We start from the raw sequence: 13,653 nt of genomic DNA on the forward strand, positions 1-13,653 counted from the left end.
CGGCTCGGATCAGCGCCGAAGCGCGTCGAGCACAGGCAGATCGGCCTCGGGTGCCAGCCCTTCCAATACCGCCCAGAAGCCTGACACGGCGTTCTGGCCAGCGCGAGCATAGGCCGCGCTCATGCGCTTACGGCCCGCTTCGAACAATTCGGTTTCCATCTTGCTGCCAGCTTCGGTCAGGAACAGCAGCCGCTGCCGACGGTCTCGCTCACCGGGCCGGGTCTCGACCAACTGGCGCTCCGTTAACTCGTTCAGCACGCGGCCGAGCGATTGCTTCGTGATCGCCAGGATCGACAACAGCTCGCTTACCGTCAGCCCTGGTCGGCGCGCGATGAAGTACACAGCCCGGTGATGCGCGCGGCCCAAACCGTAACGCGCGAGGTCCTCATCGATCGACCGAGTATAATGACTGTACCCGAAGTACAGCAGCTCCATGCCACGACGAAGTTCCGGCTCGCGCAGGAATAGGGGCGATGCGGGGGACGGCACGGCAGACACGTTGACCCGTTTAGCCATCGGTCCTACGCGACGGCAACCCCGCAGAACCAGAGAAATTGATGCCAGCCGATCTCGCCGCCGCCGCTTTCGAGTTCGAACCGTCTCCCGCCCCGTTGGACGTGGCCGCACGAGGCGAGCGTCTGCTGGACCCGGGGTTCGGCCGCGTATTCACCGATCACATGGCAAGCATCCGCTGGTCGGAGGACAAGGGCTGGCACAAGGCACGGATCGTCGCGCGGGCTCCGCTGACCATGGATCCATCGACGGCGGTGCTTCACTATGCGCAGGAGATCTTCGAAGGGCTGAAGGCGTACCGCCTGGCTGACGATCGCTTTGCGCTGTTCCGTGCGGATGCGAATGCGCGTCGCTTTCAGAACTCCGCGCGGCGGCTTGCAATGCCCGAATTGCCCGAAGATCTGTTCGTCGAGTCGTGCCGGGCGCTGGTGCGGGCGGACCGCGACTGGATGCCGGAAATCGAGGGCGGCTCCATTTACCTGCGGCCGTTCATGATCGCGAGCGAAGTGTTCCTGGGCGTCAAGCCATCCGCCGAATACCATTACATGGTGATCGCGTCGGCGGTGGGGGCTTATTGGAAGGGGCCGCCACGCGCTGTGTCGCTGTGGATCTCTCGCGAACACAGCCGCGCCGCGGCCGGCGGAACGGGCGCCGCGAAGTGTGGCGGCAACTACGCCGCGAGTTTGCTTGCCCAAGCAGAGGCGATCAAGCGCGGCTGCGATCAGGTGGTCTTTCTTGATGCCGTCGAACGCCGCTGGGTCGAGGAACTGGGCGGCATGAACATCTTCTTTGTGTTCGCCGATGGCACGCTGCGCACGCCGCCGCTGACAGGCACCATCCTGCCCGGCATCACGCGCGATTCGCTAATCACGCTGGCCCGCGACATGGGGCTAACCGTCACCGAGGCGCCTTACGCTGCCGATCAGTGGCGAGCCGATGCGGAAAGTGGAAAGCTCGTCGAATCGTTCGCCTGCGGGACCGCAGCCGTGGTCACCCCCATCGGGCAGGTCACCGATGGTGACGCTACGTTCACCATCGGCGGCGGTGGCCCCGGACAGCTTACCATGAGCCTGCGTTCAGCGTTGGAAGCGATCCAGCGTGGCACGGCGAAGGGGCCGGAGGGCTGGGTTCAGCCAATCTGATCCCCAGTGAGCACAAGGGGGCTTTCGCACTCGGCCTTCATTGCCTAGAGCGGCGCCCGAGTTGGGGCGTCGCCAAGCGGTAAGGCAACGGTTTTTGGTACCGTCATACGCAGGTTCGAATCCTGCCGCCCCAGCCATACTTGCGGTCTTGCCCGCAAGTCTCTGCGAAAGCGTGACTATCCAGGATCTGCCTGCCGGAGTGGTCCGGTAGGTGTGACCACTCCGTGTGGAGCCTGGCATGCCCGCCATTCAGAACGTCGAACGTCGCGGCGCCGTCTATTACTGGCGGCGGACCCTTCGTTTTCAGGATGGTAAGGCCTCAACCGTACGTTTGAGCCTGCGGACGACCAATCAGTCCGTCGCTCGCCGCATGGCCTGCGCCATGACGACGGGAAGCGAGACGCTGCGGATGAAGGTGGAGAAGGAGGCTCGCGCTTCGGGCCTGACGACCGACCAGAAGGCGGACATCTTCCGCAAGGCGCTTGTGAACCTGCGCGACGAGTTGGACCGCAACCACGTCCAGTTTCAACGGACCGACCCCGACGAAGCCTCCGAACTGATCACGGATTTGGTCGAGATCTACGAGCGCATGCTGGGCGACTTTATTCTTCATGGAGTGCCCCCGCAGGCCGGCACTCGGGAATATGTCGATGGTCGCTTCTCGGACCTCAATGAGGAGCAACGAGAAGGGATCTTCCAGATGTTCCGCATGACGCCCAGTCCCGTTGCCGGGACCCTCGCCGCGGCAGAGGCGGAGGCGGCACGTGTCGGCGCTGACGCCGGGCCAGTGGCCATCGCTCTGGCGCGAAAGGCGATCTTCGAGGGCAAGCTCGCCGCGGCGCGCGAGTTCCGCCAACGCCTTGATGACCCGATCAGCTTCTACGGCGAGGTTGCGACACCCGTCGCATCAACGAAGCTCGTCGAGCCACCTGCGGCACCGATCATTCCGCCGGCCTTCGCGACGCTCGGTCCGGTTGCCGCGGCGGAAAAGTTCATCGCTGACAACCCAAAGATCATGGGCGACGTCGACGGCAAGCGGAAGGCCCGGTGGACCGACAAGACGCGGTCGCAGTTCCTCGCTTCGGCACGGCTGCTGCAGAAGAGCTACGGCGACCGGCCGTTGCACCGGCTGACCCATGAAGATGTGCTGACGTTGAACGGTCAGTTCGCGCGCCTGCCGACCAGTCACCACAAGAGCCCGCGACACGGCCCCATGACGCTCGAGGCGATCTGCCGGGAGGCCGAAGAGGCGGTTGCTCTTGGCACGATGTCGAAGGATGCCATCGGTCTGATCACCACGACCACGAACCGCCATTTCCTGTTCCTTCGGGAACTGGTGCAATGGGCGAGGAAGGCCGTGCCGTCGATGGCCGAGATCGATTGGAAGGCATTCCTCTTCGAGGACGATCGCGATGCCCGCAACGAGCGGGAGGCGTACACGGTGGACCAGGGCAAAGCGATGTTCCGCTTGCCCATCTGGTCAGGCTGCAAGTCCGTGACCTATCGGCTCTCGCCGGGGGCGGAGATCTGGCACGATGCCGGTTACTGGCTGCTCCTGATCGCCTGGTACACCGGCATGCGCCGGCAGGAGATGGGCCAGCTTCGCCTCGAGGACATCCTGCAGGAAGGCGGCATATGGTACTTCAATGTCCGCAACTTCGAAGACATGCGCCTCAAGAACCGAGCTGCGGTGCGCCGCGTGCCGCTCGCCGCCGAACTGCTTCGCCTCGGCCTCGTCGAGTACGTCGCGGCTTTGCGTGCAGCGCAGGAGACGATGCTCTTTCCCGAGCTGCGGGCGACAAGCTCGCGATCGGCGCAGGGCGATACCTTCTACAAGCGATGGTGGACGCCGATCGCCAAGTGCCTAGACTTCGTCAAACCCGGTCAGTCGGTGCACTCCATCCGGCACACGGTTGCCACGGAGCTGAAGGAGAAGCGGGTATTCGAGGAGGAGCGAGCCGATCTGCTCGGCCATACGATCACCAGCGAAACCGGCGGCCGTTATTCCAAGGCAGCGTCCCTTCGCCGGTTGAAGGAGGTCGTGGATCTCATCCCTGTGGTCACCGATCAGTTGGTTGCCTACCCGACGAACATCCTCCCTGACGATCTAAGGAAGCCGAGGGACTCCGCCTCGCGGGGCCAAACGCGGGTGCGCCTTGGTCGGTAGAGTCGATTCCGGTCTGATCAGCACCGATCCGAGAACCGCTCCCACGCTGTCACTCGCCGAATGATCGGGTCGGCCTTGTAGCCGTAGATCTCATCGTCGAGGAACGAGCGTTCATTTTCCATTCCGTCATCGGGCACTTCGCGCCACCAGCACTTTGCGGGGACCCCGTCGTTGCCAGACCAGCGGTAGCCGCGCCGCTTCAGCAGGTCCTTGCGCTCGAATGGCGCATGCTCCGCGTGAATGATCCACGATGGCTCACGTGCGCGCCGCAGTAGCGCGTCGAGACCTGTGGCCCCTGATGGCAGCGCCGCGCCGAGTAGGGCGACCGTCGCCAGGCAGTCATCCGTCGCACGATGGCCCTCGTGGAAGAAGCCTGTACCTGCCAGCAGGTAGGCGAGCTTGGTTCCCTCGAAGCCTTCGGCGCGCCAGTCGACCTGCGACATCGAGCAAGCCCAGGCGATGTTGGCAAAGCACGGCCAGGACCGCTCCACGAAGCGGCGGTCGAAGCGCGCGTTGTGCGCGATCACGACCACGGCCTCGGCTATGAAGGCGGCGACTGCGTCGGAGTCGATTGCCTGGCCAGCGACCATCGCGTCGGTGATCCCGGTCAGCGCCGAGATCTCGTCAGGGATGGATGTCGTCGGCTGACGGTAGGCATGGAATGGCGCAAGCGTGCCGAGCACCTGACCGTCGATCGTGTAGGCGAAGGGGACCATCGCGAGTTCGATGATCTCGTCCAGGGCTGCGTCCACGCCAGTGGTCTCGACGTCGAGCACGATGCCGAGCCGGGCGCCGTCGGGCAGCCGATCGAGCGGCTGCGCCGGCCGTAGGCGTCGCAGGATGCGGTAGTTGCCGGTGGCGTGCAGTGTCGTGGCCAGCTGTTCCTGACGATCGGCGTCGCTCGTCAGCCAGGCGGAACAAGCTTCCAGCATTCGGTCGAACGCGTCGGGGGCGGCCGACGACGTACCGCGGGCGGCCAGTTGATCATGATCCTCGTCCATTTCCGCCATCTCTTACCGGATGGACGCTTTCGGAAAGCCGATGATTGCGGTTAGGCCATAAGCTTTCCACTGCATGTCGAGCGATCCACGTCGCGCCGCGACGATGCGGCGCATCAAGGTCATGCCCTGACCGCCGTCCCGAACAGTTGCCGCGACGCGGCGTGAGCCGCGTTCCGACCAGCGGATCTCCACGCGGCCGCCACGATCCTCCGACGTGACGTTGATCGCGCCCATACCGCTCAAGGCACCGTGCTTGGTGCTGTTCACCGCGAGTTCGCCGAGCACCAACGCTACCGCATCGGCCTGTCCATGATCCAGAGTGCCGGGCAGGTGACGTGCGACGATGGGGCACGCGGGCGTCGCGAACGACGCCACCAGTGTGGGCACGAGCTGTGCGATTGGCCTTCGTTCGCGATCTTCACGGTGGTACAATTGCTGGGCGGTGCCGAGGGCCGCCAGGCGAGAAGCCATCTCCTCGGCGAACGCCTCCCGCTCAGGAGCGCCGCGAGCGAATGCCGACACCATGCCGGACGCTACGGCATAGGTGTTCTTCAATCGGTGCTGCATCTCCTCGACGACCGCCTGCATGGCCTGAAGTGCCTGCATTCGATCCGTGATGTCCCGGGAGGCGGCGATGAACGCCACCGGTTGGCCACGACCATCCTCGATGCTCGTAATGGTGGTCTCCCACCAGCGGTCCGGCATTGCAGGTGACGGCCGCGCGAGGTCGAAGCGCACGGCTTCGCCCGCAACGGCGCGCCGGAACGCGTCGTCGATCGTCATTCTCGCCTCGACTGGCCAGAGATCGCGCCACGCCCGTCCGGAAACTTCGGCGGGATCGGCGAACTCCATCAGCCGGCAACCTACACGGTTGATGCCCCGAACCCGGCCGTCGAGCGTCAGCGTGGTGACGCATTCCGCGTCGTGCTCGATCACGTCTTCGATGGTCGCGTCCGGGACTGCGGGTGGATTGTACTCGTGAAGCTCTCGCCGTGATTGTGGCACGATGACCTTGGTGGCGGGCGGAGGTGCGATACGATCAACAAGTGCGGACATCAGAACGGTGCTCCGTCGATGGCGGTGGAGTGGGTCAGAAAGCGGTGCCGATTCCAGTCGACCTGGCTCAGCGTCGACGCGTTGAGCAGCACGCCGCAACGACCGATCCAGCTGGCGGCGACGCTCAGCCGCTCGCCGAGGTGCACGCGTACGAGTGGTTGGCTCAGCCGGTTCAGGAGGTGGATGAGACCAAGCGCATCGGACTGAGTCGCCGCGAGCGCGGCGCAGCTGCCGGCCACGTCGCCGGCGATGCCGGCGTTGAGTCCATCGATGACGTCGAAGCGGACGCAGAGTTCGTTCCAGACCGAGGCCGCCGCGGTCGACTCCTGCAACAGGATCTCGGAGATCAGCCAGTCGGGTGCGAGCTTGGTCGCCGTGACCAGGCTGGTCACCGCCGACGCGATTTCCTCCTCCTCTTCGATGAAGGCCGAAGCGGGCAGCCGCCGCCAGAGGGACAATGGGCCGACCAGGTTGCGCTCCTGAGTCGCGATCTCGCTTTCCAGCGCCACGTTGCGCACGTTCACCGCCTCCTTTTTCAGGATGGACTTCATCCGAAAAACAGAACAGACAGAGAACATATTCGACTCATTGGGCCGAGATTTCTTTGGCGGCTGGATGGCTCGGATCGGGACGACCGATGCTGCTTTTTGAGATTGGAACCAAGCTGGTCGCAGATGCGCAGAGCGCCGCGTTGTTCGCGCAGGTCGGTTCGGTTATCCGGGCTTAGGTCAACGGGGGATGGAATTGTCTTTTTTCGTCGAAGAGGAGCAAGACAGTCTTCGCGTCACTAGGATGATCCTTCACGTCATCGGCCGACAGGACGAGGCATTCGCCCCGGAGCCTGAGGTGCCGGTTCAGGAGGAGGCATTCTTCCGGCTAAGGATTCTCGATGAAGCTGCCGATGCGGTGCATCGGTTCGAGGACACGTCAATGGTCCGCCCCATCCTCGAGAAGATGGCCCGTGGCGCCGTGACGTTCGAGGCAGGCGGTCAGGAGCTCGCGCAGCTTTTCGCTCGGGATCACGTTCGTCAGGCTGCAAGCGGCGCCTTTTTCGTGTTCCAACTCGATGCCGGACCGAACACGCGCTTTTATGCGATGATCAAATACGACTACCGTGAGGTCGTGGAATTGTCGCAACAGGACGGCCGCAGCGTTCTGCGGGCCATCGTGCAGGCATTTGTGAAGGAGCGGAAAGCGATGCAGAAGATCTGCATTGTCCGCCTCATCGACGGAACGGCACAGCCGATGGTGTCCGCTTCGGACCGGATGCATCAAGCGCCCGATCTCACAGACTACTTCGCCCGATACCTAGGCGTCTCACGTGACAAGACGGACGCCGAGCTGAGCGATCGGCTTCACGAAGCGATGCGGGCGGCTCTCCGGGACGTGGCCGACGATCTGCCGCCTGGCGGTGTCGGGGCAGCGCTTCGCCGCATGAAGCAGTCGCTGCAGGCGCGGACGCCCGTCACCAACGATGATGTCGTCGACGCCGCATTGCACGCGGCGGATAGACCCGCCGATGAGCGGGCCGTCGCCCGGATTGAGCGGAAGACGAGAATGCATCTTCGCCGCCAGGGTCTGGAGGAGGTAGCGTTCGCACCAGAGGGAAGGATCTTTCAGCTCCGCCCGCGTGAGTTCGTGCGGACCGCCGAGGAGGTGCGGATCGAGTACCCGGCGGAGCAGCTGAACCAGAACGTCACCAGGGTGGAACGTGACGGTGTGACGACGTTCACCGTCACTACACGACATATCGTAGAAGATGGCACCCTTGCGATCAGAACTCGCCAATAGGGTAGACGCCCTCGCGAAGGCCGGGCATGCCACGGTCAGCGAAACGCGGATGCAGCTGGCGCTGTATCAGCTCGGGGGTGCCGACGCTTTCGCGCTTCTGCCACTGCTGAACTCCGCGGGGTTCGCTATCTCCCGCATCGCCGACGAAGGTGGCGATCTTCGCGTCGAAGAGTTGGACGGTGAAGCAGTCGGGATTGAGCTGGTAGCGTCGAAGCCGGCAGTGCCGGACGGCATCTATCCAGTGCTTACCCGTGTCGGTTTCGATGAGATACGTGCGCGGGCTCCTGCCGAACCGATTATCTGGGTGCACGGGCTTGAGCGCGTCATCGACACGGTGGCGGTCAGCTGGCGCCCTTGGGATGATGCGGGCGACTTCCGGCCGGAGTCTGTGACCGAACCGTCCCGGGTGGTTAGAATTCTGGGATCTGGCGATCCGCTCGAGTCCGTCGGAAGGTGGCTGCTGCGCGATCCTGACACCGACGTGTCTGGCTCGCTTTTGTCCCCTTGGCGTTCCGACGCGGCCAGGGCTCTCTCACGGGCATTGGCGCAGGAGGTCGAAACGGATGGCCGGCTGCTGTTCCGCGGGCCGCCGACCACGCGGTTCGCGAACGATGGCGCGGAGCGCGTGGACGTGCAGTCTTTCTCTTCGCTTCAACGGGCCGCTGGATGGGTTTACGAGAGCTCCCGTGAACTCGAGAACCGCCACGGGCTGCTTGCTGCCGAGGTGGCTCGGACGTCGATGCGCGACGGAGATCTCCCGATCCTGGCTGCGCTCATGCCCAGCGCTCTCGAGGGCGCGCGGATTGCGTATGGGTTTGGCGTCTCACAGCAGAGCCGCGACGCGCTCAAGACGCTCAGCGACCTTCGCAAGGCGGTGTCTGACGAGACGGCCAGACTGTCCGACGCGACCCGGGCGATGGTCGCTGCGGTCACCACGTCGGCAGTCGGGAACGTCGGCCTGATCATCGCCAGGGTGACCCTCAGCAAGGATGCGAGGTTCGTCGCGCCGGCCGCGGTTGCCATTGGCATCGCTCTGGCGATCTACGTCGGCGTCGTCATCTGGTCCGGATGGCACTTTCTAACCATCCAGCAGGACCTACGGCGCGATTGGCGCGATCGACTCTACAGGTTCCTCGCTGAAGACGAGTACCAACGGATGGTGGCCGACCCCGTCAAGGCAGCCGAACGGGGTTTCGAGCGGGCGTCCTTTTGCAGCGGGGTTATCGCTGTTCTTCTCTTGGCCGCCATCGGTCTTGTCACGTTCTTGTCGAAGTAGCTCACCAGAACTCAGCCGGCGTTCTCCGCCGTGACCTGGGATGCATCGTCGCTCGCGACCATTCTCGCGCCAGCCAGTACCTCCGGTTCGTGATGAAAGCGGGAGCGTGGCTGGCGTCCTGTGGACCTTGAAGGAGACCACTGCGCAAGTCCGGGCAGAGCTCTCTCTCCGCGAAAGTGAAACGCGGCACCGCCTGCTGATCGAGAGTTGGGCGCAGGCGGTGTGGGAAGTTGACGCCGAAGGTGTCGTAGTTGCCGATAGTCCCAGTTGGCGAGCTTATAGCAAAGACGGACCGCGCAAGGCCTCGGCGCAGTGTCAGCCTAGTCGCGACTGCGCAGGCCAGATCGGCGACTTCACCTGAACGGACGAGTCTCAGCCGACGCTCTCGACATGGCTTCACATTGGTGAAGTCTGGTGCTTGGACGCCAGCTACACGCATGTTTTCGCCCGACCGGCACAAGCGGGAGAAGGACCGATCGCGCAATTGGAACTGGAGATCACAGAAACGACGGTTCTGCGGCACGACAGCCAGTCCACCAAGGCGCTGAAGAGATTGAAGGGGGCAGGGGTTGGCATTGCCTTTGATGATTTCGGTACCGGATTTGCCTCTCTCAGCCTGCTGCAAAAATATCCTCTAACGCGGCTGAAGATCGATCGTAGTTTCATCTCGCGTATCGATCGTAAGGCTGGCGACGCAGCTATCGTCGAAGCGGTGATCAGGATGGCAACAAGCCTCAGGCTTAGCGTGATCGCCGAAGGTGTTGAAAATGCTGAGCAGGAAGCGGCGTTGATCGAGCTCGGCTGTCTCGAAGCACAGGGGTACCGTTACGGGCGCCCCATGCCTGCATCTGATATCGTAGGCCGTTACTTATCTTCACCAGGAACCTCTCTTCGGAGCAGTGGCTGAAGCCTATGGCCTGACGTACCGAGGATCTCGTGGCCTAACACGTAAGCTCGGCCGAATGCCTTAGATCTCGATCTTAGCACGTAGGCCAGCGACCACGACTGGCTCGCGCCCGCGGTCGCCATCCGCGTCTAGCACGAGCTGCAGATCGGGCTGAATGGTCACGTGGCTCGACAGCCGATCCGAGTAAGTAATCTCGAGTGCGCTCTCTGCATGAGCAGGATCGACCCGCTCATCGCGAAGGTTCTTACGCCAGTCCGCGGCGAGATAGGCTTGATTGACGCCCAACGAGAACTGGCTGTCAGGGCGGCCGGTCACGGCCGGGCTCAGCAGCACACCTGCCTGCCAGCCGCCATGAAATGGGGTGGTATGCCCATCCGAGATTCCAACTCGGACAAACCCGCTTAGCGCCTCAGCCAAAGGGGCCTCGACCGTCAGGTACGCGCCATGCGCGCTGCGGGAACGGGGGGCGCCGGATGCGTCTGTGGCGCGGACATCCTCTTGACCAAGTGTGTAGGTCCACATCCCGAGAGCGATCCTGCCCCTTCCTTCCTTCTCGACACCGACTTCGCCAATCAGCAGTGCGCCATCATCGAAGGTCAGGTTGACGCCGTGCGGATCGCCAAGGGTGCCAGCACTCGCATTCAATACCGCAGCACGCGCGAAGCCAGTCTCGCCAACCCGCTGATCGATACGCACAGCGAGCGCAGTCGACGGGAAGATGGACGGGCCATTTGGCCCCGTCGCGGCGATCTCAGATCCGACGCCAAAGGCGGGTGCAATCAGGAGACCAGAAGCGTCGTTCTGGTAGAACTCGCTGTTCAGATCATAGAGGCCGGCGCGGACCGAAGTGTGCTCGCCGAGTTTCTGCTCGAACCATGCTTCAAATAGGCGAAAGCGATGGCTCTCAACCTCGATATTGTTGACGCCCTGTAGGGTTGCCGCCCTGTTATTTGGCTGGCCGCCCAGATTGTTTAGCAGGTGAACGTGCAGCGTCCCGCCCGTCCAACCAATCAGCGGCTCAAGTTCGGCTGTTCCTGTCAGGTCGAGGTTATCCAGATAGTAGATCTGCTCGCCGCGATCCGCGGATCCAACCCCTACGACATCGACCTTGTGTGTCAGGTCGAGCTGCACAGGATCTTCTGCAAATGCCGGCATAGAGGTGAGCACCTGCAATGCTCCCACCGCTGCAAGTACTCGGTAGTTCATCCTGTTGCCCTCTCCCGTCGAAGGCGACTTTTACAGGCCATTCCTGAAGATCGATCTAACAGCGTCCTATAATGCTGCTGAGAGTATCGTGGAGAGAACCGACGTGAGCACGACATCGCTGGACAAAGCTGCCCGCAAGGCAAGTATGGCGATCGTGGGGTTGGTGGTGTTGTGCGGCGGAGCCGGCGTCTGGTCGACGTGGCAGCAGAGCGCAGCGCTGCGTGATCAGCAGGAAGCCTCCGAGCTTCTCCGAAATCACATGAACGCCGACATGATGCACGACGCCATTCGTGCGGACGTGCTGGCGGCGCTTCAGGCGCGCGACCCGAAAAGCGGCCTCGTCATCGCCGATGTGCGTAAGGACCTCACCGAGCATGCAAAGTCGCTGAAGGTGAACGTCGACACTGATGTCGCCTTCAAGAGCTCGCCCGAGGTCTCGGCCGCGACCTCCAAACTCGTACAGGGAGTCGACAGCTACGTTCGAGAGGCGGAGCAGATTTCTGAGCTCGCCGCTAACAATCCAAACGCCGCGGACGCTGAACTCAAGGACTTTGTACGCGAATTCCACGTCCTTGAGGGCACGATGGAGTCCGCGAGCGACGCCATCAGCGCATACTCGCTGACCGTGTCTGGTTCTGCGGAATCGCTTGGCAGGATCGCAATGGCTGTGCTGCTGCTGACATTGGCTGCAGCCGTCGGCGGAGCGTTGTTCCTGGCCCGCCAGGTGCGCTCGCATCTGGTCAAGCCGTTGCTCGACCTGGTCTCCTCGGTCGGGAAGCTTGCTGCCGGGGACCGCTCGACAACCGTGGGTCTGACCGACCGCCGCGACGAACTGGGTGCCCTTGCGGGTGCTATCGAAAGCTTTCGTGGCCAGCTCAACGCGGCCGAGGCAGCCAAGGACGCACAGGCGCGCCTGATTGTTGACAGCATCGGCAACGGGCTCAGCGCACTTGCGGCGGGCGACCTGACCGTCTCGGTGAACGCCGAGCTTGCAGTGCCGTTTGACACGCTCAAGACGAACTTCAACGCGGCACTCGCGGGTTTGCGCGAGTTGATTGGCTCGGTAACGGACAGCGCCCACTCGATCCGGACGGGCTCGAGCGAGATTGCGCAGGCCTCTGAGGACCTTGCGCGACGGACCGAAAGCAATGCGGCCTCGCTCGAACAGACATCGGCTGCAATCGCGCAGATCGACGGTCGCCTTCGAGCATCCGCGAATGCCGCAACACAGACCGTCACCCGGGCAGACGGGGCAATGGGAACCGTTTCGGACGGGCGCGAGCTCGCTAGCGGCGCGATGGCAGCAATGAACCGCGTTGCCGAGAGTGCCAAGGGTATCGACAGCGTGATCGAAGGGCTCGACAAGATCGCTTTTCAGACCCGTGTGTTGGCAATGAACGCTGCGGTCGAGGCTGGGCGCGCTGGCGAGGCGGGGCGCGGCTTTGCGGTCGTTGCGGACCTGGTGGGTGCGCTGGCCATGCGTTCGGAAGAAGAAGCCAAGCGCGCTCGCGAGCAGCTGACTGCTACCAGCACTGACGTCGTGGCCGCGGTTGGCGCGGTAGAGAAGGTGGACGATGCGCTTTCGCGTATCTCGAGCGACGTCGCCCAGGTTCATGAGCTGCTTGGCCAGATGGCCACCGATAACCAGGCCCAGTCATCCGCGATTACCCAGATTGCAGCCGCGATTGGCACCATGGACCACGCCACCCAGCAGAATGCCGCAATGGTGGAGGAAACCTCAGCAGCCGCTCGCAATCTGTCTGGCGAGGTACAAGCGCTGAGTGAGCAGGCCGGGCGCTTTCGCGTCGATACAGCCGGAGGCGCCAATCTGAAGGATCGGGCCAAGGCTTCGGCGTATGTCTCGCCGGTCAAGCCGCTTCCAGCTGCCGCCATCACAGCGCTGACCAGGCCTACGCATCCTCCTACCGCGGACGAGGGTTGGAACGCCTTCTAAGCGTTTCGTCAGCATCGCGGGCCAGAGGAGAAGCTGGGACAATCCGGCCTGCCCGAGGCTCGCACTTCCTAGCGGTCCGATACGCACCACGGGCGAGATCATCGAGCGCGCCGCAACGCTCACCAAGCTCTATGACTAACCCCTGACGCATGGCGCTCCCCGCTTCGGTTCGGAACCTCCCGATGTAAGGCCGAGAGCCTAGCGCCTACTAAGCGCCCAGGTTCGCCGGCTTGCTTTCAGCCTGACGCGGACGGCGTGGCGGTCCCCGCGCCGGCAGCTCCTGCGCGCAAGAGCCACTCGCACATTGATTAAGTGTGATCTCGTTAACTTCTCGACGGCAAACCGGCCTGATCGAAGCTCAGCAGTTTGCTCCGCTTCGCTGGTTGGGGAACCAGAAGATGTCGAAGACCACTGTTGCATTGGAAGCTGCTGTCGCCGTCGTGATCGAGAACACGCCCACGGACGACATTCGTCAGACAGCTCGTCAGCGCGCCAACGCGGACAAGGCCTTTGCCCACATCCTGAAGCTCATCGGGCCGCGCATCCGCCACTTCATCCGCCAGTACGGCCTTGCCGCTCACTGGGAGGACGCCGAGCAGTGCTGCGCGATTGGCGTGCATCGTGCCATCCAGGCCTATGA

At 63.3% G+C, this 13,653-nt stretch carries 11 protein-coding genes, 1 tRNA gene and 1 pseudogene; 8 read left to right on the forward strand and 5 right to left on the reverse strand.

The genetic code is table 11. The features are described 5' to 3' along the window. Positions 1–9 precede the first annotated feature (9 nt). Entirely contained in the window at positions 10–516 is a 507-nt protein-coding gene (locus FHS94_RS14025) for a MarR family winged helix-turn-helix transcriptional regulator (RefSeq protein WP_184058906.1), read from the reverse strand. Positions 517–557: 41 nt separating this feature from the next. Between FHS94_RS14025 and FHS94_RS14030 the strand changes: the two genes are divergently transcribed. From FHS94_RS14030 to FHS94_RS14040, 3 genes are all read left to right on the forward strand, one after another. Beyond that, a complete protein-coding gene (locus tag FHS94_RS14030; protein ID WP_184058908.1) occupies positions 558–1,655 on the forward strand; it encodes a branched-chain amino acid aminotransferase in 1,098 nt (365 codons plus the stop codon). Positions 1,656–1,717: 62 nt separating this feature from the next. Further along, positions 1,718–1,792, forward strand: a tRNA-Gln gene (locus FHS94_RS14035). A 101-nt stretch (positions 1,793–1,893) separates the two neighbouring features. Next, positions 1,894–3,822 (forward strand): site-specific integrase, encoded by a 1,929-nt coding sequence (locus tag FHS94_RS14040; RefSeq protein ID WP_184058910.1) that lies wholly within the window; start codon positions 1,894–1,896, stop codon positions 3,820–3,822. Positions 3,823–3,839: 17 nt separating this feature from the next. Here the strand turns inward: FHS94_RS14040 and FHS94_RS14045 are convergent, their stop codons facing one another. Genes FHS94_RS14045 through FHS94_RS14055 form a run of 3 tightly spaced genes read right to left on the reverse strand, consistent with a single transcriptional unit; the run spans position 3,840 to position 6,430 of the window. Next, complete coding sequence (locus tag FHS94_RS14045) at positions 3,840–4,823, reverse strand: 3'-5' exonuclease (protein ID WP_246348619.1); 984 nt, start codon at positions 4,821–4,823, stop codon at positions 3,840–3,842. A 12-nt stretch (positions 4,824–4,835) separates the two neighbouring features. Continuing rightward, positions 4,836–5,879: a sensor histidine kinase gene (locus FHS94_RS14050; RefSeq protein WP_184058912.1), complete on the reverse strand. Its 1,044-nt coding sequence runs from the start codon at positions 5,877–5,879 to the stop codon at positions 4,836–4,838. Next, positions 5,879–6,430 carry a hypothetical protein gene (locus FHS94_RS14055; RefSeq protein WP_184058914.1) on the reverse strand — a complete coding sequence of 184 codons (552 nt, stop codon included), beginning with the start codon at positions 6,428–6,430 and terminating at the stop codon, positions 5,879–5,881. The genes FHS94_RS14050 and FHS94_RS14055 overlap by 1 nt, the downstream gene beginning before the upstream one ends. 241 nt (positions 6,431–6,671) lie before the next feature. Here FHS94_RS14055 and FHS94_RS14060 point away from each other — a divergent pair, with 241 nt between their 5' ends. The 3 genes from FHS94_RS14060 (at position 6,672) to FHS94_RS14070 (ending at position 9,853) form a co-directional block, all read left to right on the forward strand. Next, on the forward strand, positions 6,672–7,670 hold the full coding sequence (locus FHS94_RS14060) for a hypothetical protein (RefSeq protein ID WP_184058916.1): 999 nt from the start codon (positions 6,672–6,674) through the stop codon (positions 7,668–7,670). Positions 7,671–7,719: 49 nt separating this feature from the next. Next, a complete protein-coding gene (locus FHS94_RS14065) occupies positions 7,720–8,946 on the forward strand; it encodes a hypothetical protein (RefSeq protein ID WP_184058918.1) in 1,227 nt (408 codons plus the stop codon). Between the two features lie 418 nt (positions 8,947–9,364). Next, a complete protein-coding gene (locus tag FHS94_RS14070) occupies positions 9,365–9,853 on the forward strand; it encodes an EAL domain-containing protein (RefSeq protein WP_184058920.1) in 489 nt (162 codons plus the stop codon). Positions 9,854–9,913: 60 nt separating this feature from the next. Here the strand turns inward: FHS94_RS14070 and FHS94_RS14075 are convergent, their stop codons facing one another. Further along, complete coding sequence (locus FHS94_RS14075) at positions 9,914–11,020, reverse strand: carbohydrate porin (protein ID WP_343055298.1); 1,107 nt, start codon at positions 11,018–11,020, stop codon at positions 9,914–9,916. Between the two features lie 184 nt (positions 11,021–11,204). Here FHS94_RS14075 and FHS94_RS14080 point away from each other — a divergent pair, with 184 nt between their 5' ends. Together FHS94_RS14080 and FHS94_RS14085 are read left to right on the forward strand one after the other, a co-directional pair. Next, positions 11,205–13,013 carry a methyl-accepting chemotaxis protein gene (locus FHS94_RS14080; protein ID WP_184058972.1) on the forward strand — a complete coding sequence of 603 codons (1,809 nt, stop codon included), beginning with the start codon at positions 11,205–11,207 and terminating at the stop codon, positions 13,011–13,013. Positions 13,014–13,411: 398 nt separating this feature from the next. Beyond that, positions 13,412–13,653: pseudogene (locus tag FHS94_RS14085) on the forward strand (sigma-70 family RNA polymerase sigma factor); the annotation flags it as partial.

This window comes from Sphingomonas aerophila (genome assembly GCF_014199305.1).
In the GTDB taxonomy this organism is placed as follows: Bacteria; Pseudomonadota; Alphaproteobacteria; order Sphingomonadales; family Sphingomonadaceae; genus Sphingomonas; species Sphingomonas aerophila.

What these genes read in the sequence shown, in the direction of transcription:
- FHS94_RS14025 (WP_184058906.1), bottom strand. Translation starts at nt 516, where the DNA reads ATGGCTAAACGGGTCAACGTGTCTGCCGTGCCGTCCCCCGCATCGCCC.
- FHS94_RS14030 (WP_184058908.1), top strand. Translation starts at nt 558, where the DNA reads ATGCCAGCCGATCTCGCCGCCGCCGCTTTCGAGTTCGAACCGTCTCCC.
- FHS94_RS14040 (WP_184058910.1), top strand. Translation starts at nt 1,894, where the DNA reads ATGCCCGCCATTCAGAACGTCGAACGTCGCGGCGCCGTCTATTACTGG.
- FHS94_RS14045 (WP_246348619.1), bottom strand. Translation starts at nt 4,823, where the DNA reads ATGGACGAGGATCATGATCAACTGGCCGCCCGCGGTACGTCGTCGGCC.
- FHS94_RS14050 (WP_184058912.1), bottom strand. Translation starts at nt 5,879, where the DNA reads ATGTCCGCACTTGTTGATCGTATCGCACCTCCGCCCGCCACCAAGGTC.
- FHS94_RS14055 (WP_184058914.1), bottom strand. Translation starts at nt 6,430, where the DNA reads ATGAAGTCCATCCTGAAAAAGGAGGCGGTGAACGTGCGCAACGTGGCG.
- FHS94_RS14060 (WP_184058916.1), top strand. Translation starts at nt 6,672, where the DNA reads ATGATCCTTCACGTCATCGGCCGACAGGACGAGGCATTCGCCCCGGAG.
- FHS94_RS14065 (WP_184058918.1), top strand. Translation starts at nt 7,720, where the DNA reads ATGCAGCTGGCGCTGTATCAGCTCGGGGGTGCCGACGCTTTCGCGCTT.
- FHS94_RS14080 (WP_184058972.1), top strand. Translation starts at nt 11,205, where the DNA reads ATGGCGATCGTGGGGTTGGTGGTGTTGTGCGGCGGAGCCGGCGTCTGG.